Source organism: Thermococcus henrietii, from assembly GCF_900198835.1.
Taxonomy (GTDB): Archaea; Methanobacteriota_B; Thermococci; order Thermococcales; family Thermococcaceae; genus Thermococcus; species Thermococcus henrietii.
Genome location: NZ_LT900021.1, coordinates 825,540 through 847,207, shown reverse-complemented (window position 1 = coordinate 847,207; position 21,668 = coordinate 825,540). Strand labels below are relative to the sequence as shown.

Sequence of the window (21,668 nt, the reverse complement as noted above, 5' to 3'; positions counted from 1 at the left end):
AGGTTCACCCTCCAGCTTTGGGCCAGATGTGTGGTATTTTTGCGTAGACCTGGGATCTCTTTCCAGTCGTGGGGTCAATGTAGGTGACCCATGCTCCAGCTTCGCTTAGATCACCTTTTACGTACGTATTCTTCTCAAGTACTCGCACTCCTTGTGCTTCTGTCACGAAGTTGGGTGATGGGGGTTTGTGGTTGGGGTCGGGGATTATCTGTATGAAGTGGCCGTTGCAGACGAGGACTTTCGCCTGAACACCTGCCCAGACAAAGGTAGTGGCGCTCCAGCTCTTCTCATCCACGTCATCATCCCACGGCGTCCAGCAGGAGGTTTTTGTCGCGCTCGCCGCCATGACCCAATGGTAGGCCCCGAGTCCACCAAAGAGGAGGCCTCCCATCAAGAGGAGGCCGAGCACTCCGGACACTCTCATGCCACACCCTCCGTACGGTACGCCCTTGCCCTCCGGGGGGAGGGCATTAATTTATGCAATGTCAACATATTTAAATTTTTTGTAAAATAAGGTAATTTAACATAAATATAAAGAGTATTTCATCTATCTATATCAAGTTGTTATATCTAATAGTTGGCAACATCGAAATAGATAAGACTCGATATAACGGCACAATATGTTGTATTTTTATTACCATAATTTCGCTCAAAACCGCTCCCAGTTCAAAAGCGCAGAAACGTTGTGTACGGTCTGCTTGGTTTCTCTATTCATATTCCACGTGAGAAATACTTTGTTTTGTAGTTAAAATATGGAACATTCAAAATTAACACTTGACTTGTAATGGAAGATAGAAATTCTTAAATATGCAATTTTTTCTTCATAATCGGGGGTGATGAACTTGACGCGGATAGTGTTAACGGCCGACGAGACTCTGACGAGCACATACCACGACGTCCCACTGCTCGACTTTCTGGGCTGTGCTCCCTACGACAAACTCCCCAAATGTGTCTTCAGAGTGATGGACTCCCAGCTCCCTGACAGGGACGGCGTTCTAACGCAGGCCCCCTACGGCCTCAGGAAGGTTGAGGCGGCGCTCCTTCGGGACGGGTTTAAACGGAACGAGGTCGTAGTTGCCCACCCGCGGAAGGTCGAGAAGTTCATAGGAGAAGATACCACCGTAGTGGCGCTCTACGAGATGGACCCCCTTGGTCTCGGTCCAGTGAGCATGATGTTCACCAACGGGGGACAGTGGAAGAACTACACCAGCGTCAAGTTCAGGGAGCTCGTGGAGAGGATAAACGCGGTCAGGGAAAGGAGGGACCTCGATTTCAAGCTCGTCGTCGGGGGCCCGGGCGCGTGGCAGCTGGAGTTCAGGAGGGAAGAGCGCGAGAGGCTCGGAATAGACCACGTTGTCATCGGAGAGGTTGACCACATCGCCGGAGAGCTCTTCCGGGAGATAGAATCTGGAACGGCTGACGAGACCGTGATGGTTAAGGGATGGCCGAGGGTTGAGCAGATTCCAACGATAGTCGCCCCCTCCTATAAGGGGCTCGTTGAGGTCATGCGGGGCTGTGGAAGGGGCTGCCGCTTTTGCGAGCCAAACCTGAGGGTCGCCCGCTTTATGCCGCTTGAGAGAATCGAGGAGGAAATAAAGCTCAACGTCAGGGCAGGGATAGACCACGCATGGCTCCATAGTGAGGATATTTTCCTCTACAGGGTCGAGGACAGGAAAACCTTCTACCCCAACGTCGATGCAGTCGTTGAGCTCTTTGAGACCGCCAGGAAGTACACGGGGAACGTGAACCCCACCCACGGAACGGTGGCGGCTGCGTTGGCTGCACCCGGCATGATAGAGGTTATCTCGGGTATCGTTGACGCCGGCCCAAACCACTGGATTGGAATACAGGTAGGTTTCGAGACCGCGGCGCCGGAGCTCATTGGAAAGTACATGAACAACAAGATGAAGCCGTTCTCGCCGGAGGAGTGGCCGTGGGTTCTGCTCAACGGAACTTACGTATTCAACAAGAACTACTGGTTCCCGGCGTACACCACGATACTCGGCCTGCCCGGCGACACCGACGAGTATGAAATAGAAACCGCCAGGTTAATAATCACGATGGAGAGGGAGCTCGAGAACAAACTCGGCAACGGGGCCCATTTCACTGTTACGCCCCTCGCCTTCGTGCCAATGGGGCTCTTAAAGGACCAGGAATTCTACCGCATCGAGGACATGATAACCTACGGCCAGTTCCTGCACCTCTATTATGCATGGAAGCACCTCGGAAAGGAAGTCGTTAGGGGACTGCCACAGTTGCTCCGCGGAAATCCTTTCCTGATTCCCTTCTACCCCCTTGCACGCCTTGGCGTGAGAGCCGTCCTCAGGCAGATAGAGAAATGGGGTAAGAAGAGGGGCTACGAAGTTAAACCCCTAGAGCCACTCGATTTGCACGTGGATGTGGATGAACACAGATGGTACGACCAGCCAAGCCTCGCCGAGGCCTATTAATCCTTTATCTCCTCGTACTTCTTCTTCATCAGGAGCGCGTCCTCCTCGATGTTGGGGCTCTCGCTTATGACGACGCCCTTGACGCGGAACTCCTTTAGAACCCTGAGCAGGTCCTCCCACCTCATATCGCTCTCCTGGAGCGGGAGGTGCCTTTTCTCCCCCTTCTCAGTGTACTCGATACCGCTCATGTGGATGTGCATGTTGTCCAAAGCCTCTCTGCCAAGCCTGTCTTCGATAAAGGCCAGCATCTCGCGCCACTCCTCGGCGGAGTTGCATTTGCCCCTGTTCCTCGCGTGAGCGTGCGCGAAGTCTATCGTCGGGAGAACCGTCTCGAGCTCCTCGCTGAGCTTCACTATCTCCTTCAGGTCACCGAACTGGGTCGGCTTTCCGGTCAGCTCGGGCCTGAGCCAGACCTTGACGCCCCTGTCCAGGAGTTCCCTCTCAATCTCCTTCAGCGCATCCCTGATTCGGTTGTAGACCTTCGCCGGGTCCTGCTTGAGGTAGTAGCCCGCGTGAAAGACGACGCTCCAGCCGCCGGCGTCGTAAAGCCTCTCGGCGCTCTGGATTATCCTCCTTTTGCTTGCCTCAACCTTTGCCTTCTCGCTCGCGTTGAGGTTGATGTAGTAGGGAGCGTGCGCCGTGAGCAGGACGTCGTGCTTTTTGGCGACGTACTTGATTTTCTTCGCGAGTTCCGGCTTGAGGTTGACCCCCCTGACGAACTCCAGCTCCATCGCATCTAACCCGAGGTTCATCACGTGGATTATGCCGTCTATCGTTGAGCGCTTCGGCGTTGAGAGCGGTATTCCAGCGGTTCCGAAGCGTAACCTGTCTACTTTGAACATCTCTCCCACCGGTTTGATTAGGGAAGCCTAACTTAAAAACTTACCTCCACCTTCTCCCCACGGTAGTCCTCCAGCTTCTTCAACTCCTCCTTGAGCTCGGCCTCGATTCTCAGAAGTTTTCTCTCGAGTTTCTTAACGTCATCCGCCAGCAGGGACAGCTCCCGTTCTATGGCAAGGAGTTCATCCTGAACGGGTTTAACGCTTCTCAGGAGCTCTTCCCGCTGTGCCTCAAGCCCTTCCAGCTCCCTACGAAGTTCACTCAGCTCGGACAGCTTATCGTCGAGGTTTTCCATCAACCACTCCGCGGCCTTCTTTGCCTTTCCATCCAACCTTGGATAGACCTTGAGGAGGAGTGAGAGAAACTCATCGGACCTCTCAATGGCAACCCCGCTGTCCCGGGCAACCTCATCGGCTATTCCGCCGAGACGCATCCTCTTCAGCGGTTTCTGGAGCTTTGAGACCTTCGAACGGAGTTCAAGCTCGATTGAACGAATCTTAGAAGAAACTTCACGAATTTCCTCCTCAACCTTCGCGAACTCCTCCGATGAAAGGAGGGACTCGAGTTTTTTCCTTTCCTCCTCGAGCTCGCGGGCAAGCTTTGAAAGTGCATCCCTCTTGGCCTGGAATTCATGCTGAGCCTTTCTAAGCTCCTCAAGCTTCTCCACGACATCAATCTCGGGCGGGACGCTTTTTTCGACCTCTTCCCTGAACTCTGTGTAGCCCTCGCTGAGCTCCTTGAGAAGGGAATTGACTGCGTAGACCTCTTTCTCGAAGAGAATCATGACGTGCTTTCCGTAGTCAACGTGAACCTTTGCGAGGTCCGGAAGACGCTTTCCGAGGTCATCGATGGTCTGAATTCCCTCAACGGCGTGCCTCATCGCACTTACGTAGTTCCTCCTGTCTGCCTCAACTATCTGGAGGAGCCTCTCGTCCACGTTCTTGGGGGGCTTGGCCTTTTCCAGCTTCCCAACGGCCTTGAGAAGTTCCTTTTTCTTCTTACCAAGCCACTTATTGTACTTCTTTCTGAGCTTTTCGGCCTTTTTCAGGCCTTCCTCACGCCTCAGCTCGTACTCCCGTATCGCTTCCTCCAGTCTCAACCTTCATCCATCCCTTAACTTTTCCACGGAGGTAAACACCAACCACAACGGCAAGCGCAACGTCGGCAATCGCGAAGAGCAGTTTCTGAAAGACGTCTATGTCAGAAATCGTCAGTATCGCGAGGGCGTAGCGGGTGGTGAGGTCAATAGTAACCCAGAGGGCAGGCGTCATGAGAAGGGCAGACGTGTAGTACCAGATGTGGTGGTCCTTCTTGAGGTAAGCTTGTATAACCCTCCCAGCCATCATGACCGCTATGCCCAAGGCAATCGAGCCCGCCAGGGCGTTGAGATAAATCAGGGTCGCCAAGAGTGACGTTCCCGGGTAGCTACCGATTAGCTTGAGCGAATAACTCTCCAAGTTGAGGTAAGCGTTTATCGCACCGCTCGCTATGACAAGGATTCCAGCGATGATGGACAGAACAACTATGAACTGCTCGACGACGGCTCTTCGTATGGACGCAAGAAACCGTCCGAGGCTGAAGTTAAAGCCCTTTGTAAAGAATATCCCGCCGATTATGAGCAGGATGGTCCCCCAGATGACGGTTGAGACTATCTTCTCGCTCTCGGGATACCACACACCCACGAGCTTGGCTATTCCATACGACAGCGCCATCAAGCCGGGGATTCCGAAGACGACGCGCGCGACCTCAGGGTCGCTCAGGATTTCCTTCATGTACTTGACGATGATGTACCAGGTTGTTTCTATCCCAGGGCTCTGCTTGACTACGACGCGGTGGGAGGTTATGATTGGGACCTTCGAGGTGATAATTGGGAAAATCTGCTCGTCCTCGGCCCCATCGGTAACGGGGATAACTCCATCAGCCGGAAAGACCTTGAGAACCTCCTCAAGCTGTCTCGCGAGCTCCATATCGCTCTTTAACCCCACCTTCGGGTGGCCGGTTATTATCGCGACCTCAACCTCGTCGAATTCCCCCTTCTTCTCGAGCTCATCCCGTAGCTTAACGGCCGCGTAAACGACGTTCGCGTCGCTGTCCTCCGGGTCGGCCAGGCTGAGCTTTAGGGCGGCGTCTATACAGGCCTCTCGCCCTATGACCGGACCCTTAACGCCCGCCTTCTTGCCAAAGTCGTCGTCCCTGTCTATCGCCAGAACGAGAACCCTCATCCTCGCACCTCTCCAACCTTTTCGAGGACGGATTTAACCTTGTCCTCCATGTGCCGCTCTTTATCGCGTCTGTCGTCTATTCTCACCGTCGTCGAGACCCTCTCGGCGCCGAGCTTGAACATGAGCTCGTGAGCCTCTTCGATTATTTCAAAAGCCTCCCCAACGGTGTCAGTCTCGATGATTGTGGCCATCGGGGTCAACTGATATTTAACGCCCTTCCTCTCTAAAAGCTTTATCACCTCGGCGACGTACCTGCTCAGGCTCTTTTCCCCAAGGGGAACCACCACGAACTCGACGATGACCATTCCCGACACCGCCTTAATCTCCTCACGAAGTAATTTAAGGGTTGCGATAGGTTAATAAACTAACGAGAGGTAATTTTAACGGGTGGGAACCATGTACAGGATTAAGGACGAGTGGGGCGAGTTCCTCGTCAGGCTCGCGAGGAAAGCCATCGAGGAGTACGTGAGGAACGGGAGGGTCATCGAACCTCCAGAGGACACACCGCCGGAGCTCTGGGAAAAGATGGGCGTCTTCGTGACCCTCAACCGCCACAACGTCCCGCCACAGATGGCGCTCCGGGGATGCATAGGCTTCCCCCTGCCGATTTACCCGCTGGTCGAGGCGACGATTAAGGCGGCAATCCACGCGGCCGTGGAAGACCCGCGCTTCCCGCCGGTGAGGGAGAGCGAGCTCGATGACCTGGTAATTGAGGTGAGCGTTCTAACTCCGCCAGAACTAATCGAAGGCTCACCAGAGGAGAGGCCGAGGAAGATAAAGGTCGGCAGGGACGGCCTGATAATCGAGAAGGGCATCTACTCGGGCTTACTGCTCCCGCAGGTGCCGATAGAGTGGGGCTGGGACGAGGAAGAATTCCTGGCCCAGACCTGCTGGAAGGCCGGCCTGCCACCGGACTGCTGGCTCGACCCGGATACAAAGGTCTACCGCTTCACCGCTGAGATTTTCGAGGAGGAGTACCCGAGGGGACCTGTGAGGAGGAAGCCGTTGGTTTAACCCTTTCCCATCTTCGCTATGAAGAAGCTGTTGCAGTCGTGCCTGTGCGTCCACGCGCGGAAGACTTTATCGCCGATTTCGAGGAAGCCCCTATCGCCCCAGCTGAAATCGTGGGGGAGAAGCTCCAGTCCAACCCTCTCGACGGCGAAGAGGACGTTCTCCTCGTCTTCATCAATCCTGATTGAGCACGTTGAGTAGGTCATCTCTCCTCCACCACGGAGGTTCTCGTGGGCGTTGCGGAGCATGTTCCTCTGGACGCTTATTATGCGCTTAATCTTGTTCTCGTCGAAGCGCCACTTAACTTCGGGGAACTGCCGATAGGTCCCCGAGCTCGAGCACGGCGCGTCGAGGATTACCCTATCGAACTTGGCCTTGTCCTTAAAGCTCTGCCCGTCCGCGTGAACCAGCTTGACGTTTTTGATTCCGAGGAGCTTCATCTTCTCCTTCATGCGCATCAGCCTGTCGTAGGAGTAGTCCACCGCGACTATCTCGCCTTTGTTCTCCATCAGTGCCGCCGCGTGGAAAGTTTTTGAACCTGGGGCAGCGGCCAAATCAAGAACCCTCTCGCCAGGCTCTGGGTTGAGAACGTGGGCGACGTAAGCGCTCGCTAAATCCTGAATGACGAACTTCCCCTCTTTATACCAGCCAAGCCTCGTCACCGGCGTCTTGTAGTCGAGGACCTTCAGAACGTCCGGGACTGGAGTTAAGGCGGTTCTCACACCGTTCTCCTCAAGGTAATCTCTCAGTGAGTCCACGTCGGTCTTTAGAGTGTTCGCGCGAACGTAGTACCTCTGAGGCCTGTTGTTGCTGAGGAGAAGCCTTACAGCTTCGTCGTAGCCCAGAAGCTCTATCACGTACTCAACGTACCAGCGCGGGTGGGAGAAGCGAACAGAAAGCCACTCAATCCTATCCCTCTCCTTGAGCCGTTTCAATGCCCTCTCCACGTCGAACTTCTCTATCGAGTGCATCAGCGCGTTGACGAACTTCGCCCGGCTGAAGTCAAAGCGCTCCTTAACGACCCTCACGACGGAGTCGGTAGCTATGGCGGGAGGAACCTTCCGGAAGTGGATTTCAAACGTCCCGATGCGGAGGAGATTGGCGAGATAGGGGTCGAGGTCTTCCACCTTCGAACCCTTCAGCACGGAGTTTATGATGAAGTCTATCTTCCCCTTCCACTTCTCAATCTCGAAGACGTAGGCGTGGGCCAATCCGCGAGCCTTCTCTCTGTCCTTTCCGGCAACCTTCCGGAAGACCCGCTCAAGGGCGTGCTTGGAGGAGAGCTCACGCTCCTCAACTAGGCTCAAAGCGTCCGCAACGACCTCCTGAAAGCTCACCCTGTAAAACAGCTCCATGCTCGGCCCTTCGCGGGGCGCTTTAAAAAGGTGGCGGTGAGGTTTATTAGTCCCCGATTCGATAAAACCTTAGGTGTGAGTCATGATTCTCGATACCGACTACATCACCGAGAACGGGAAGCCCGTGATAAGGGTCTTCAAAAAGGAGAACGGCGAGTTTAAAATCGAGTACGACAGAACCTTCGAGCCCTACTTCTACGCCCTCCTGAAGGACGATTCGGCGATAGAGGACGTCAAGAAGGTAACCGCAAAGAGGCACGGGACGGTCGTCAGGGTGAAGCGCGCCGAGAAGGTGCAGAAGAAGTTCCTCGGCAGGCCGATAGAGGTCTGGAAGCTATACTTCAACCATCCTCAGGACGTCCCGGCGATTCGAGACAGGATACGCGCCCACCCCGCTGTCGTTGACATCTACGAGTACGACATACCCTTTGCCAAGCGCTACCTCATCGACAAGGGCCTGATTCCGATGGAGGGCGACGAGGAGCTCACGATGCTCGCCTTCGATATCGAAACGCTCTATCACGAGGGCGAGGAGTTCGCCGAGGGCCCGATCCTCATGATAAGCTACGCCGACGGGAGAGAGGCGAGGGTCATAACCTGGAAGAAGATTGACCTTCCGTACGTTGACGTCGTCTCGACCGAGAAGGAGATGATTAAGCGATTTCTCAGGATTGTTAAGGAGAAAGACCCCGACGTGCTCATCACATACAACGGCGACAACTTCGACTTCACCTACCTGAAGAAGCGCTGTGAGAAGCTCGGAATAAAGTTCACACTCGGCAGAGATGGGAGCGAGCCGAAGATACAGCGCATGGGGGACAGGTTTGCCGTCGAGGTGAAGGGCAGGATACACTTCGACCTCTATCCCGTCATAAGGCGCACGATAAACCTCCCGACATACACCCTTGAGGCCGTTTACGAGGCAATCTTTGGAAAGCCCAAGGAGAAGGTTTACGCCGAGGAGATAGCGCAGGCCTGGGAGAGCGGGGAGGGCCTTGAAAGGGTCGCCCGCTACTCGATGGAGGACGCGAAGGTGACCTACGAGCTTGGAAGGGAGTTCTTCCCGATGGAGGCCCAGCTTTCCAGGCTAATAGGCCAGAGCCTCTGGGACGTCTCGCGCTCGAGCACGGGCAACCTCGTCGAGTGGTTCCTCCTGCGGAAGGCCTACGAGAGGAACGAGCTCGCCCCAAACAAGCCCGACGAGAGGGAGCTCGCGAGGCGGCGCGGGGGCTACGCGGGCGGGTACGTTAAAGAACCAGAGCGAGGATTATGGGACAATATTGTGTATTTAGACTTCCGCTCGCTGTACCCCTCAATCATCATAACCCACAACGTCTCGCCGGACACGCTCAACCGCGAGGGCTGTAAAGAGTACGACGTCGCCCCGGAGGTTGGACACAAGTTCTGCAAGGACTTCCCCGGCTTCATACCGAGCCTCCTGGGAGACTTGCTCGAGGAGAGGCAGAAGATAAAGCGGAAGATGAAGGCAACGGTTGACCCGCTGGAGAAGAAGCTCCTCGATTACAGGCAGAGGGCTATCAAAATCTTAGCCAACAGTCTCCTGCCAGAGGAATGGATTCCGGTAGTTAAGAACGGAGACATCAAGCTCGTCAGGATTGGCGAGTTCGTTGATGGACTCATGAAGGACGAAAAGGAGCGGGTCAAAAGGGACGGAAACACTGAGGTTCTGGAGGTCAGTGGAATTCACGCCTTTTCGTTTGACAGGAAATCCAAGAAAGCCCGCCTAATGCCAGTGAAAGCCCTGATAAGGCATCGCTATTCTGGAAACGTCTACGAGATAACCCTGAGCTCAGGCAGGAGAATAACCGTAACAGAGGGCCACAGCCTTTTCGCTTACAGGAATGGGGAGCTCGCGGAGGTAACTGGAGGGGAAATCAGAGCCGGAGACCTCCTCGCGGTTCCAAAGCGCGTGCGCCTGCCCGAAAGAAAGGAAACGTTGAACATTGTCCAACTACTTCTCGAACTGCCGGAGGAAGAAACGGAGGACATAGTACTGACGATTCCGACGAGAGGCAGAAAGAACTTCTTCAAGGGAATGCTCAGAACCCTCCGGTGGATTTTCGGTGAGGAAAAGAGGCCGAGAACTGCGAGGCGCTACTTGAAGCACCTGGAGGAGCTCGGATACGTAAAACTCAGGAAAATCGGCTACGAAATCATCGACGGGGAAGGGCTCAAAAAGTACAGGACCCTCTACGAGGGCTTGGTGGAAGCCGTCAGATACAACCGCAATAGAAAGGAGTATCTCATCGAATTCAACGCCGTTAGAGACGTTATAGCGCTCATGCCTGAGGAGGAGCTGAAGGAGTGGAAAATTGGAACCAGAAACGGCTTTAGGATGAGCCCGTTTATAGAGGTCGATGAGAACTTCGCAAAGCTCCTTGGCTACTACGTGAGCGAGGGCTACGCGGGCAAGCAGAGGAACCCAAAGAACGGCTGGAGTTATTCCGTTAAGCTTTACAACAACGATGAGAGCGTTCTCGACGACATGGAGCGTCTCTCAGAAAGGTTCTTTGGAAAGGTGAGGCGTGGGAAGAACTACGTCGAGATTCCAAAGAAAATGGCGTGCATTATCTTTGAGGCTCTCTGCGGGACTTTAGCGGAGAACAAGCGGGTTCCAGAGGTAATCTTCACATCTCCTGAGAGCGTGCGCTGGGCATTCCTTGAGGGATACTTCATCGGCGATGGCGACGTTCACCCGAACAAGAGGGTTCGCCTTTCGACAAAGAGCGAGATTTTGGTGAACGGCCTGGTCCTTCTCCTCAACTCCCTCGGCGTCTCTGCCATCAGGCTTAGATACGACAGCGGAGTTTACAGGGTCTACGTTAACGAGGAGCTTCCGTTCACGGACTACAAAAAGAAAAAGAACGCCTATTATTCCCACGTCATACCTAAGGAAGTGCTTGAGGAAACGTTCGGTAAGGTCTTCCAGAAGAACATGAGCTACGAAAAGTTCCGGGAGCTCGTTGATAACGGAAGACTCGACGGGGAGAAGGCCAAGAGAATAGAATGGCTAATCAGTGGGGACATCGTCCTCGACAGGGTCGTGGAAGTCAAGAAGAGACACTATGAAGGCCACGTCTACGACCTGAGCGTCGAGGAGGACGAGAACTTTTTGGCTGGCTTTGGACTCCTCTACGCGCACAACAGTTACTACGGCTACTACGGCTACGCCAAGGCCCGGTGGTACTGCAAGGAGTGCGCCGAGAGCGTTACGGCATGGGGAAGGGAGTACATAGAAATGGTTATCCGGGAACTCGAAGAAAAATTCGGTTTTAAAGTTCTCTATGCCGATACAGACGGTCTCCATGCTACTATTCCCGGAGCAGACGCTGAAACAGTCAAGAAAAAAGCAAAGGAGTTCTTAAGATACATTAATCCAAAACTGCCCGGCCTGCTCGAACTTGAGTACGAGGGCTTCTACGTGAGGGGCTTCTTCGTCACGAAGAAGAAGTACGCGGTGATAGATGAGGAGGGCAAGATAATCACGAGGGGCCTTGAGATTGTAAGGCGCGACTGGAGCGAGATAGCGAAGGAGACGCAGGCTAGGGTTCTCGAGGCGATACTCAAGCACGGTGACGTCGAGGAGGCCGTCAGGATAGTCAAGGAAGTGACGGAAAAGCTGAGCAAGTACGAAGTCCCGCCCGAGAAGCTGGTAATCCACGAGCAGATAACGCGCGATTTGAAGGATTACAAAGCCACCGGTCCGCACGTTGCCGTTGCTAAGAGGCTCGCGGCGCGAGGAGTGAAAATCCGGCCCGGCACGGTGATAAGCTATATCGTCCTAAAGGGCTCTGGAAGGATAGGCGACAGGGCGATTCCCGCCGACGAGTTCGACCCGACGAAGCACCGCTACGATGCGGAGTACTACATCGAGAACCAGGTTCTCCCCGCTGTTGAGAGGATTCTAAAAGCCTTCGGCTACCGGAAGGAAGACTTAAGGTATCAGAAGACGAAGCAGGTCGGACTTGGGGCCTGGTTGAAGGTGAAGAAGTAATAGGCGAGTTATTTCCCGTTTTCTATTCTCTCCAAAACCTCCAGAATCCCCTCGACGCTCGGCACCTCGAAGCCCCTCTCGTGGATTCTCCTCACGCCCTCGGCCTCGGGGTTAATCCAGACCGCCCAGAGGCCGGCCCTTAATGCACCTTCAAAGTCCTCCGCCTTCGTGTCGCCGATGTGTATGGCCTCCTCAGGCTTCACGTTGAAAGTCTCCAAAGGTTTCCTAAACATCTCTGGCAGGGGTTTGTAAGCGAGAACCTCGTCGGCGAAGAAGGTTTTGTCGATGTAGTTCATGAGCCCGAAGCGCTCGAGCAGAAGCCTCGTGTACGAGCCGGGCCAGAACATCACGTTGCCCGTGACGGTAACTTTCAGGCCCTTCCTCTTGACGCCCTCAAGAGCCTTTTTGGTTCCGGGGAGCACCATCTCCTCATCGACCTTGAGGACCGCCCTTGCCGCGGCCCGCTTCACCAGCTCGACGTCTATTCCGAGTAAATCTGCCAGCATCTCCTGGCTCTCCTCCAAGGCCCGCCTCGGGTCGCCTTCACCTCTGGCGCGCATGGCCTTTATCCTCTCGCGCGTCAGCATTATTCCCTCGGCCACGTCGAGTATGCATGCCCCCATGAGCTTCGTCAGCTCCACCATGAGGGCATCGAGCATGACCTCTATGTCGAGGAGGGTGTTCCAGACGTCGAATGAGACGAGCTTCACCTTTATCACCGAAGGGAATTGGAGGGAAAACTTAAAAGTTCAGCGCTCTGAAAATGCGAGGTATCTGAGGCCCTCCATAAGTCCGGCTTCCCTCAGAACCGCCTTGAGGTTCCTGAACCGGGAGCGCATGACGAACAGCTCGTAGAAGCCCTCGAGGTTGCCCCAGTGTCCGTATGCGGAAAGCGCCAGATACATGACTTCCTTGGGCTTGAGCTTCCTCCCGAGGCTCTCGTTGAGGGCCTTAATGCCCGGCCTGACCCTGTCGAGCAGTCCCTCGCGCTCGATGAGGTGGAGCATCAGGTCCTCGACCGTCGGTTTTTTCCACTCTATCAGCTCGTCCTCGAAGGGCAGTCCGATAACGAGCGGAATCACCTCGGTTTTCCCGACGAGATAGCCCCTCACCGTAGTTTCATGCTCAAAGCCCGAGAGCTTCCCAGCTATCGAGGCGAGGGCGCTTTCCCTACTCTCGTCTATGTCAACCGCAACGCCGAGCCTCTCAACGCTGAAATCAAAGACCTCCATGGCTTTTAGGAAGTTTCCAAGGTTTCTAATCACCCCGGAGTTGCCCTCGCTCGGGATAACGGCGAGGTAAGCCCCGTCAGATTCCCGTCTGAGGAGGTCGAAGTTGTCGCGCTCAAAGACGCGCTCTATAAACCTGAACTGGTACGGGGCCTTTTGACTCTCCCTGAACTCGAAGAGCTTCTTGAAGACGGCCTTGAAGAACTTGGCGTCGGTCTTTCCCTCAACGAAGAGTACGCTCGTTTTGGCCATTTCCCCCGAGAAGCCCCCGCGAACATCGAAATCGAGGTATTTCCTCAGCTCGTAGGCTTCCTTGAGCGTTATGCTCCTCCCCGTGTCCGAATAGATTAGAACGTTCTCCTCGCCCTTCCTAAAGCGGTTCGCTATCAGGTCCACCAGCTCCAGACTTGCCGTAACGATGGTCTCGTCGCCCTTCAGCGAGTTCACGAAGTTAATCAGCTCGTCTCGGTTCTTTTGGTACTCGGGAAAAAGGACGGCATTCTCATCGGCGAAGGCCTCCCAGCGCTTTCCTGTTATTACTTTCATTCACCTCACCATGTCAACCGCTATCGCGCCTATGACCGCGAAGGTGCTTATTATGACCGTCGCGTTGAAGTATTGAACCGCGTCGAAGTGAGCTATGTAGTCTATGCCGAAGAGGTAGATTAGAACCGCGGAAACGGCGTAGGAGATGAGGGCGACGGTTATAAGCCTCTTGGGGACGTGAAAGATTTCCTCGCGTTTCAGGTTTCCGAGTCCTGCCTTCGTTAGGAACAGATAAGCGAGGCCAATCGTCATGAGGAAGATGGCGAGCGAGCGCTCGACCGAGATGTCCTTTGCCACGTCCCAGACCTCGCCCGTGAAGATGAAGGGGAGCGCGAAGGTTATCGCGCCGACTATCTCCTGCGCTATGTCGTCCCAGCCGAGGGAGTCGGGCTTTCTCCTTTCCTCCAGCCTGGCAACCTGTCTTGTTAGCTCTTCAACGCTCTTCCGGAGTTTTTCCAGTTCAACCACCTCGCGCTCAGGTTCGGGGTTCATCATCCCGTCAGCATTGGATTCACTCATCATCGCACTTCAAAGTTCCGGGAAGGGTTAATAAAGGTTGAAGGTGGAAACCGTGATGGTGGGTGAGATGGGACACAAGAGAGCCTCGATGCTCCTCGGGCTTTTGCTGATGCTGGTTGTCACCTTGGGAACAACGGCGGGAGCCCCTTTCAACTCAGCGAACACGATAATCGTGTTGCCCACCACGAAGGTGGTCAATAAAGTCCCCCTCCACATAAATGAGGATGCAATAGCTGGGGCGAGACTCGGTGCTTTTCTAGTTTTAAAGGGGATAAGCGAGAAAACGTACACAAAGAGCGTTGTCGTGCCCGTGGAGTACCACAGCGTGGTGATACCGGACGAGAACCAGTACTACATCCTTACGAGCAGGGACATGCCGGACCTCGGGTTGCCCCTGACCAAAAACCTCAGCAACGGGGGCATAGTCCTGGCCGTGAACTTCTCCAGGATAGCATACAATCCCAACTCGGGAACCGCCGAGCTCGGGGACGGGAGCATAAGTGTAACGTTCAACCAGAGCCTGGTACCTCTCGGCTCAAACCAGTACAACGTCTTAGTTTACACAAAGCTCGATAACGTGAACACGCTGTACATTTATAGGCTCGTAAACGTCACCCAGAACTCAAGCGATATCGGCACTAGCCTGTACCTTGGAAGCATTTGGCTGTACTTTCATGACATGAACGAGCAGACGAACGAGATGCTCGTTGACGTCCACTACCCAGACGGGGTTTTTCTTGAGGTCATGGACGAGGGCAAATACTATCTGATATGCCATGAAGCGGGCGAAGACGTCTTTAAGTCCTACGACTCCTTTCCCAAGGAGGAAGTTGAAACCCTCCTGCAGTCTGGAGTTCAAGAGGTCGTTGTCATAAACCCCTTGGAGTTCTTCACGGGGATAAGCGGCTCCAAGGCGGTCATATACCGGTACTGGTACTATCATCTGAAGGAGACCCACAGAAGCGGCGATGTCTACAGTGGACAGTGGGTCTGGCACATTAACAGCGAAGAGAAGACGTACTCCATTTACCTCCACGTGAACGCGAGCAACCCCAAGTTCCCCGAGGTCTACCTCCAGCCCGGAACGTCCATCAACATCCCCATTCCGGGATGGAACTTAAAGTTCACCGCCGTCTACAAAAAAGATGACAACGGGAACGTCGTTGGGATAGAAGGTTACCGCTTCATCAGAACAACGTACGTTACCAGAACCGTCTCAGTGACAGCCCCGACGGTGACGGCGACGAACGATGTAAACTCCCTCATAGTCAACGACACATACATCCTCGACAACGGCCTTCCGAAGGACAAGAACGTCATAATAATCGGAGGGTGGGTTAGCAACAGGGCCTGGGAGGTTCTTGAGAAAGTCTACGGCGCAGACAAGGTCAACGAGCTCAAGAACGAGCTTATGAGCAAGGGCTACATTGTGGCCAAGCTCAAGAACCCCTACAACCCGAACTACTACGTCGTCATACTGGCGGGGAAGACCTACCGCGAAACTGCGAAGGCCGTTGAGGAGTTTATGGGGTCTCTCGGCTGATTTTTGTCTTTCTCCTCTTTGCCGTCAGCTTCCCGTTGCCATTTTAACCTTCAGCTACCTTCCCTCCCTCACAAGTTTTATATACTCGACAGCCATCTAAACGTTCATGTCTCTACAGAAGTACAGGGGATTTTCCAGGGATGCTTGGTTGCTTGTGCTTTACTCCTTCATCGCCTGGCTGGGCGGGAACATAGCGTGGTTCATCCTGCCCTTCTACATGAAGTCCCTCGGCTACACCTACGGTGACGTCGGTGTGGTGTTCTCGGCATCAACACTCGCACAGGCACTGGCACTCCTCTTCTCAGGCCCCCTGAGCGCTAAGCTCGGCTACAAGCGCTCCATCCTCCTCGGACTGGGGCTGATGTTCTCGGGGAGAGCCATCCAGGTGGCATTTCCTTCCCTCCTGCCCCTGGCCATCGGCGGTGCCCTCGTTGGAATCGGTCTCGCCTTCGAGAGCCCGTCCTTTACTTCCCTCCTAAGCGGAGAAGTGAGCGACGAGAAGAGGCACTACCTGTTCAGCCTGTCCTCTGCCCTTGGAACCATCGGCTCGGCGATTGGACTAATCATCGCCGGAGTTCTCCCCCGGTGGCTGACGTACAGGGAAACGTTCGCCCTTGTTCTCCTCGTCATTCCCCTTCGCTTTCTGGTAATCCTTCCCACGAGACCAGTACTCAACGGCGGAAGGAGGATAAAGCTCCGGGGAGAAATCCTCCGGAGAATCGCGAAGTTCGCGGTTCCACAGGCGTTAATAGGCCTTGGAGCCGGAATAGCGATACCCTACGTTGGGCTGTGGTTCAACCAGCGCTTTGGGACGAGCCTTGAGAGCATCGGCTGGCTCTTCGCGGTTCAGCAGTTTATAATGGGTCTCGGCACGTTCATCCTCCCCATAATCGCGGACAGGATGGGCAGTGTGAAGACCATCGTAGCCTTCAACGGGAGCGCGAGCGCTTTGATAGCCCTCATGCCCCTCTCCCCAAGCTTCCCGGTCGCAGCACTCCTTTACACCGTCAGGACAATCCTGATGAACATCGTCAACCCGATATGGAGCTCCTTCATGATGGGCTTCTTCAGCAAGGAGGAGCGCTCAACCGCGATGGCGCTCAACAACCTCTCCTGGACGGCCACCTTTGGAGTGGGCCAGTTCATCGGAGGTTTCATCTTCGACGTCTCACTAACATGGCCCTTCTTCATAACGGCTCTACTTTACTCGCTCTCGATGGCGGTCTTCTGGGAAACCTTCAAAAAAGAGGATTAGAGGCGGAACTGCTCCACGTTCTCGCGGAGCTCCCGCGCTATCTCCTTGAGCTTCCTGGCCTCTTCGCTTAGAGCCTCTATCTCAGCCCTCTGCTCCTGCATCGCCGAGCTGACCTCCTCGGCAGAGGCGGTTGTCTCTTCGGCGCTCGCGGCGAGGTTCTCAAGGGCCCTAAGGGCCTTCTCGACTTCCTCCTTCGTCCTCTCGGCCTGCTCCTTTACCTCAGAGACCCTTTCGCCTATCGAGCCAATCATCTCAGCTATGTATCCGAGGTAGCCAAGGCTCTCCTTGAGGGTCTCGGTCGAGTTTGAAACCGTGTCAACGCCCTTCTTCGTTTCCTCAACGGCCCTCCTGACCTTCTCGTCCATCTCGGCTATGATTTCGCGTATCTTTTCCGCGGCCTCCTTGCTCTCCTCGGCCAGACCGCGGATTTCCTGGGCAACCACCGCGAAGCCCTTTCCTGCGTCTCCAGCACGTGCCGCCTCTATCGCGGCGTTCAAAGCCAGGAGATTCGTCTGCTCGGCGATGTTCCCTATCGTCTGGGTTATCTCACCTATCCTCTTGCTCATCTCACTTACGGCCCTCACCGCCTCGTCAATGAAGTCCATCGAGCGCTTGATGCTCTCAACGTCCCGTATGGCCTCATCGCCCTTCCGTCCGCCCTCGGATGCCGTCCTCGTTACCTCCTCAACGGCCCTCTCAAACTCTTCCATTATGCTCGAGGTCTCCTCTGTAACCTGGGCAACGAGGCGCATTCCCTCGGTAATCTCGTTGATGCTCTCCTGCTGTCTCTGGGCTTCGACGCTGACCTGCTCTATGGCCTCGCTCACTTGGTCCATCGAGCCGCGGACGTTCTCAGCAATCTGCGCCAGCTCCCCCGCCTGTTGGTCAAGGAGAAGGCCTATGCGCCTTATGTTCCCTATGAGCGTTCTCATCTTGGCCGACGTTTCGCGGAGGGCGCTTATTATGTTCCTCAGGTCACCCCTAGCTTCTACGCTCAAACCGTTGCTCAAATCACCCTCGGCGAGGCGTTCGAGCTTCTGAATGACGCCGTTGAGGGTTCCGATAACGTCGCGCGAGATTGCCTCAAAGGCGGTAAGGAGCTTTCCAATCTCGTCGTCGCGGTAGGGGTAGTCGATTGACCCAACGACCTTTTTGGCTTCCTCGAGTCTGCCCTCCGCTATCAGCTCCGCGGCACTTGTGAGCTCTTCTATCGGCCTCAACGCTTTTCTGAGGTACTGAATCCCCGCTATGACGAGGACGACCGCTATCACCGAGGCGGCCAGCAGGCTGAAGAGGAGGTTTCTGGACGCGTCTGCCTTTGCGGTGTTGAGAGAACTAACGAGGGAGCCTATCAGCTCGTCCTTCGGTGCAATAGCAACCACAGTCCAGTTGGTAACCCTGCTCCTCGCGAAGGCGAGGACCATGAGCCTCCCGTTGAGCTTCATCTCGACGACGCCCTTCCCCTCGCGCTTCATGGCACTGGCAAGGGGCGCGTAGCTCTCGTTCGTGAAAACGTTTACCCTGTGAATCAGGGCCTTGTTGGGATGTATTATGACGGTCCCGTTGGGGCTCAGAACGAAGAGGTAGCCGGTTTTTCCAATCCTCGTTGAGATAATCTCGTTGAAAAGGGATGAGAAATCAACGTCTATCCCGAGAACGCCCTCAACGGTTCCGTTGTAAACGACTGGGGTTATGTAGCTTATAACGGTTCTGTTCGTGATTACGTCCCTGTAAGGCTCCATCCAGAACGAGCCGTTCTCAGCGGCCCTTCGGTACCAAGTTGATTTGGTTGCGTTGAAGCCGGAGGGAAGCTTCGCTGGAGGTACTATTTTTATTCTCCCCGTGTGGTCCGCGTAGTAAGCGTTGATTATGTCTCCCTCGGAGCCCCTCAGCTCCGTTAGCTTCTTCTCAACGGTGTTCCAGAAGTTGGGACTCTGAGTGTAGCCAGGTAGATAGTTGTCTATGGCGTAATCACTCGCTATGGAGTGTGCGTAAGAGTCAGCCACGAGCTGAAGGGGGCGGAGCTTTTCGTCTATCGTTATCGCGTACTTCTCGCTTTCGAGAAGGGCAATCTTCTCCGCTTGTTCAGTGATAGTGGGTCCCATGGTCTTTTCCATGGTGTTGCCCATGCGCTCTATACCCCTCAATTGAGCGGTTGCCATAAGTAACATTATGACTATGACGGTTCCGATGAGGACCAGGTAGAGCTTCTGCCTGAATCTCAAAGCCTTCCCCTCCATTCGCTCATTCCGTCATTTTTACCATGAAAAAATCTTCCAATTAGCCCTTTTAAGCGATTTGTGTAGGACATCATGTAGGTTCGAACCACGAAATGGAGGCAGGAGAAGCGAGAACCTGCTAACGTTTTTAAGCCAAAGCCGTAACCTAAGCGGGGTGAGAGAATGGCGGTTAAGGACTGTCCAGAGTGCCACGGAACGGGAAAGGTGAAGGTCGGCGAGAAGGAGTGCCCCGTTTGCGAGGGCTGGGGCTATGTTCCAGCTGATTTCAAGATAGGCGACAAGCTGAAAGGTTACAGGAACCTCGACCACCTCGGCGTTGAGGACGAGGTTGATGAGATACCCTGCCCTGAGTGCCACGGCAAGGGAACCGTCCCGGTTTACGACACCTGTCCCACCTGTGGCGGAACGGGCAAGGTGCTCGTCTGCGACATCTGTGGCAAGATAAAGGAGCCCTGGGAGCCGGGAATGGAAACGACGTGGGTCTGCCCGGACTGCCTCAGGAAGTACAAGGTCGTCTTCATACTCGACAAGACCTGCGACTACGAGGACGTTGAAATCGGCAGTCTCTACAAGGGGACAATCGACAGGGTCGAGCGCTTCGGAGTCTTCGTCAAGCTCAACCCGCATGTCGTCGGCCTAATCAAGAGGAAGGACCTCCTCGGCGGAAGGGAGTACCTGCCGGGACAGGAGATAATCGTTCAGGTTCTCGACGTCAGACCCGACAAGAGGGAGATAGACCTCATCGAGTCGCCCCAGAGGCACTACAAGACCGTCGTCGTCAAGAAGGAACTGCCCGTAACGCCGATAGCCGAGCTCAGCAAGGACATGGCCGGAAAGACCGTGAGGATACAGGGAAGGGTCACCCAGATACAGGTCACCGGCGGGCCGACGGTCTTCACGATAACCGACGGAACGGGAATAACCTGGGCGGCCGCCTTTGAGGCGCCGGGAGTGAGGGCCTACCCGAACATAAACGTCGGCGACATCGTGGAGGTCATAGGCAAGATAGCCTTCCACTCGGGCGAGATTCAGATTGAAGTCAGCGACATGGCAAGGCTCTGGGGGCCGGACGCGGCGAGGGTGAAGCAACAGATAGAGGCCGAGCTCGACAAGCGCGCCCAGCCGAAGGACGTTGGCTTCCTAATCCAGAGTGAGGTCTTAGAGAAGCTCAAGCCGAAGATTATGAAGGCCGCATTCATGATACGCAGGGCAATCTTTGAGGGCAGGCCGATTCTCCTGAGGCACCATTCGGATACCGACGGATACACCTCAGGCCTGGCCCTTGAATACGCGATAGTCCCGCTGATAGAGAGCATCTCGCCGGACCCGGGGGCGAGGTGGAAGCTCTTCAAGCGCAGACCGAGCAGGGCTCCCTTCTACGAGCTGGAAGATGTGCTCAAGGACATAATCTTCATGGTCGAGGACCACGAGAAGTTCGGCGACCCGCTTCCGCTCGTCGTGATAGTGGACAACGGCGGAACGAGTGAGGACATCCCGGCCTACAAGAGGATAAAGGCCTACGGGGTCCCAATAGTGGTCATAGACCACCACGACCCGCGCGAGTGGGTGAGCGAGGACAAGGCTAAGGTGGATGAGTACGTCGATGTTCACGTCAATCCGCACCACGTCAAGCGCGGTTACTACGAACTAACTGCCGGAATGCTTGCCACCGAGGTGGCCCGCTTCGTCAACCCCGACGTTGAGGACAAGATAAAGCACCTGCCCGCCATCGCTGGAACCGGCGACAGAAGCAAGGCGCCGGAGTTCTACCAGTACCTTGAGATTGCCAAGAAGGCGAAGGGCCTCACCGAGGAAGACCTGAAGAAGATTGCCGAGGTCATAGACCACGAGGCCTTCTACTGGAAGTTCATGGACGGGCACGGGATAATAGACGAGATTCTCCTCCTGACCGGGAACCTGCAGAGGCACCGCGAGCTGATAAACGCGATTTACCCAGAGGTCAAGGAGAAGCAGGAGAAAGCGCTGAAGGCATCTCTACCGCACGTCAAGAGCGTCGTTCTGCCCAACGGCATAAGGTTCAACACCATCGATGTCGAGCTCTTCGCGCCGAAGTTCAGCTATCCTTCACCGGGCAAGCTGAGCGGTTTAATCCACGACCACTTCAAGGAGAAGTACGGCGAGGATTCTCCAATCTTAACCCTCGCCTACGGACCGGACTTCGCCGTGGTTAGAGCGAGCGACGGGATGGCGGCTTACAGCTTTGACCTCAACGAGATAATCCCGCGGCTCCAGGAAAAGCTGCCTTCAGCTGGAATTGAAGGAGGAGGCCACAGCTACGCGGGGTCAATCAAATTCTTTGAGGGCATGCGCAAGGAAGTGCTGGAGGAGTTCGCAAAGGAGGTCGTGAAGCTGAAGAGGGTCGGGTGATCGGGACTTTCGGCACGTTTCAACTCCATCTGTCTTCTCCTTTCCAACTTTCCCC

At 55.0% G+C, this 21,668-nt stretch carries 16 protein-coding genes; 6 read left to right on the top strand and 10 right to left on the bottom strand.

Annotated elements, in window-relative coordinates; all coding sequences use genetic code 11:
• Positions 1–4: 4 nt before the first annotated feature.
• Entirely contained in the window at positions 5–424 is a 420-nt protein-coding gene (locus tag CS910_RS04710) for a hypothetical protein (RefSeq protein ID WP_099209957.1), read from the bottom strand.
• Positions 425–836: 412 nt separating this feature from the next.
• Between CS910_RS04710 and CS910_RS04705 the strand changes: the two genes are divergently transcribed.
• Complete coding sequence (locus CS910_RS04705; RefSeq protein WP_223211927.1) at positions 837–2,450, top strand: B12-binding domain-containing radical SAM protein; 1,614 nt, start codon at positions 837–839, stop codon at positions 2,448–2,450.
• Here CS910_RS04705 and CS910_RS04700 read toward each other — a convergent pair.
• From CS910_RS04700 to CS910_RS04685, 4 genes are read right to left on the bottom strand one after another with little or no spacing between them, the layout of a single operon-like run.
• Positions 2,447–3,292, bottom strand: a complete 846-nt coding sequence (locus tag CS910_RS04700; protein WP_099209955.1) for a deoxyribonuclease IV — start codon at positions 3,290–3,292, stop codon at positions 2,447–2,449. The two genes, CS910_RS04705 and CS910_RS04700, sit on opposite strands and share 4 nt — an antisense overlap.
• Before the next feature lie 32 nt (positions 3,293–3,324).
• Complete coding sequence (locus tag CS910_RS04695; RefSeq protein ID WP_099209954.1) at positions 3,325–4,389, bottom strand: hypothetical protein; 1,065 nt, start codon at positions 4,387–4,389, stop codon at positions 3,325–3,327.
• Positions 4,346–5,512, bottom strand: coding sequence for a DUF373 family protein (locus tag CS910_RS04690; protein ID WP_099209953.1), 1,167 nt, complete (start codon positions 5,510–5,512; stop codon positions 4,346–4,348). Before CS910_RS04690 ends, CS910_RS04695 begins: the two co-directional genes overlap by 44 nt.
• Positions 5,509–5,817 carry an MTH1187 family thiamine-binding protein gene (locus CS910_RS04685; RefSeq protein ID WP_099209952.1) on the bottom strand — a complete coding sequence of 103 codons (309 nt, stop codon included), beginning with the start codon at positions 5,815–5,817 and terminating at the stop codon, positions 5,509–5,511. The genes CS910_RS04690 and CS910_RS04685 overlap by 4 nt, the downstream gene beginning before the upstream one ends.
• A 91-nt stretch (positions 5,818–5,908) precedes the next feature.
• Here CS910_RS04685 and CS910_RS04680 point away from each other — a divergent pair, with 91 nt between their 5' ends.
• Positions 5,909–6,526, top strand: coding sequence for a TIGR00296 family protein (locus CS910_RS04680; protein ID WP_099209951.1), 618 nt, complete (start codon positions 5,909–5,911; stop codon positions 6,524–6,526).
• Here the strand turns inward: CS910_RS04680 and CS910_RS04675 are convergent.
• A complete protein-coding gene (locus CS910_RS04675) occupies positions 6,523–7,878 on the bottom strand; it encodes an RsmB/NOP family class I SAM-dependent RNA methyltransferase (RefSeq protein WP_099209950.1) in 1,356 nt (451 codons plus the stop codon). The two genes, CS910_RS04680 and CS910_RS04675, sit on opposite strands and share 4 nt — an antisense overlap.
• 82 nt (positions 7,879–7,960) lie before the next feature.
• On the opposite strand from CS910_RS04675, the gene CS910_RS04670 reads away from it, so the two are divergent.
• A complete protein-coding gene (locus CS910_RS04670) occupies positions 7,961–11,893 on the top strand; it encodes a DNA polymerase domain-containing protein (protein WP_099209949.1) in 3,933 nt (1,310 codons plus the stop codon).
• Positions 11,894–11,901: 8 nt separating this feature from the next.
• Here CS910_RS04670 and CS910_RS04665 read toward each other — a convergent pair whose 3' ends face one another.
• Genes CS910_RS04665 through CS910_RS04655 form a run of 3 tightly spaced genes read right to left on the bottom strand, consistent with a single transcriptional unit; the run spans position 11,902 to position 14,187 of the window.
• Positions 11,902–12,603, bottom strand: a complete 702-nt coding sequence (locus CS910_RS04665; RefSeq protein ID WP_099209948.1) for an HAD family hydrolase — start codon at positions 12,601–12,603, stop codon at positions 11,902–11,904.
• Positions 12,604–12,642: 39 nt separating this feature from the next.
• Positions 12,643–13,668: a DUF3226 domain-containing protein gene (locus tag CS910_RS04660; protein ID WP_099209947.1), complete on the bottom strand. Its 1,026-nt coding sequence runs from the start codon at positions 13,666–13,668 to the stop codon at positions 12,643–12,645.
• Complete coding sequence (locus CS910_RS04655) at positions 13,669–14,187, bottom strand: DUF2391 family protein (protein ID WP_223211973.1); 519 nt, start codon at positions 14,185–14,187, stop codon at positions 13,669–13,671. It lies immediately after the preceding gene.
• Between the two features lie 55 nt (positions 14,188–14,242).
• On the opposite strand from CS910_RS04655, the gene CS910_RS04650 reads away from it, so the two are divergent.
• Complete coding sequence (locus CS910_RS04650) at positions 14,243–15,730, top strand: S-layer protein (RefSeq protein WP_099209945.1); 1,488 nt, start codon at positions 14,243–14,245, stop codon at positions 15,728–15,730.
• Between the two features lie 106 nt (positions 15,731–15,836).
• Positions 15,837–16,985 carry an MFS transporter gene (locus CS910_RS04645; RefSeq protein ID WP_099209944.1) on the top strand — a complete coding sequence of 383 codons (1,149 nt, stop codon included), beginning with the start codon at positions 15,837–15,839 and terminating at the stop codon, positions 16,983–16,985.
• On the opposite strand, the gene CS910_RS04640 is transcribed toward CS910_RS04645, so the two are convergent.
• Complete coding sequence (locus tag CS910_RS04640; protein WP_099209943.1) at positions 16,982–19,225, bottom strand: methyl-accepting chemotaxis protein; 2,244 nt, start codon at positions 19,223–19,225, stop codon at positions 16,982–16,984. The genes CS910_RS04645 and CS910_RS04640 overlap by 4 nt on opposite strands.
• A 162-nt stretch (positions 19,226–19,387) precedes the next feature.
• On the opposite strand from CS910_RS04640, the gene CS910_RS04635 reads away from it, so the two are divergent.
• Entirely contained in the window at positions 19,388–21,613 is a 2,226-nt protein-coding gene (locus CS910_RS04635; RefSeq protein WP_099209942.1) for a DHH family phosphoesterase, read from the top strand.
• Positions 21,614–21,668 lie beyond the last annotated feature (55 nt).

What these genes read in the sequence shown, in the direction of transcription:
- CS910_RS04710 (WP_099209957.1), bottom strand. Translation starts at nt 424, where the DNA reads ATGAGAGTGTCCGGAGTGCTCGGCCTCCTCTTGATGGGAGGCCTCCTC.
- CS910_RS04705 (WP_223211927.1), top strand. Translation starts at nt 837, where the DNA reads ATGAACTTGACGCGGATAGTGTTAACGGCCGACGAGACTCTGACGAGC.
- CS910_RS04700 (WP_099209955.1), bottom strand. Translation starts at nt 3,292, where the DNA reads ATGTTCAAAGTAGACAGGTTACGCTTCGGAACCGCTGGAATACCGCTC.
- CS910_RS04690 (WP_099209953.1), bottom strand. Translation starts at nt 5,512, where the DNA reads ATGAGGGTTCTCGTTCTGGCGATAGACAGGGACGACGACTTTGGCAAG.
- CS910_RS04685 (WP_099209952.1), bottom strand. Translation starts at nt 5,817, where the DNA reads ATGGTCATCGTCGAGTTCGTGGTGGTTCCCCTTGGGGAAAAGAGCCTG.
- CS910_RS04680 (WP_099209951.1), top strand. Translation starts at nt 5,909, where the DNA reads ATGTACAGGATTAAGGACGAGTGGGGCGAGTTCCTCGTCAGGCTCGCG.
- CS910_RS04675 (WP_099209950.1), bottom strand. Translation starts at nt 7,878, where the DNA reads ATGGAGCTGTTTTACAGGGTGAGCTTTCAGGAGGTCGTTGCGGACGCT.
- CS910_RS04670 (WP_099209949.1), top strand. Translation starts at nt 7,961, where the DNA reads ATGATTCTCGATACCGACTACATCACCGAGAACGGGAAGCCCGTGATA.
- CS910_RS04660 (WP_099209947.1), bottom strand. Translation starts at nt 13,668, where the DNA reads ATGAAAGTAATAACAGGAAAGCGCTGGGAGGCCTTCGCCGATGAGAAT.
- CS910_RS04655 (WP_223211973.1), bottom strand. Translation starts at nt 14,187, where the DNA reads ATGAGTGAATCCAATGCTGACGGGATGATGAACCCCGAACCTGAGCGC.
- CS910_RS04650 (WP_099209945.1), top strand. Translation starts at nt 14,243, where the DNA reads ATGGTGGGTGAGATGGGACACAAGAGAGCCTCGATGCTCCTCGGGCTT.
- CS910_RS04645 (WP_099209944.1), top strand. Translation starts at nt 15,837, where the DNA reads ATGTCTCTACAGAAGTACAGGGGATTTTCCAGGGATGCTTGGTTGCTT.
- CS910_RS04640 (WP_099209943.1), bottom strand. Translation starts at nt 19,225, where the DNA reads ATGGAGGGGAAGGCTTTGAGATTCAGGCAGAAGCTCTACCTGGTCCTC.
- CS910_RS04635 (WP_099209942.1), top strand. Translation starts at nt 19,388, where the DNA reads ATGGCGGTTAAGGACTGTCCAGAGTGCCACGGAACGGGAAAGGTGAAG.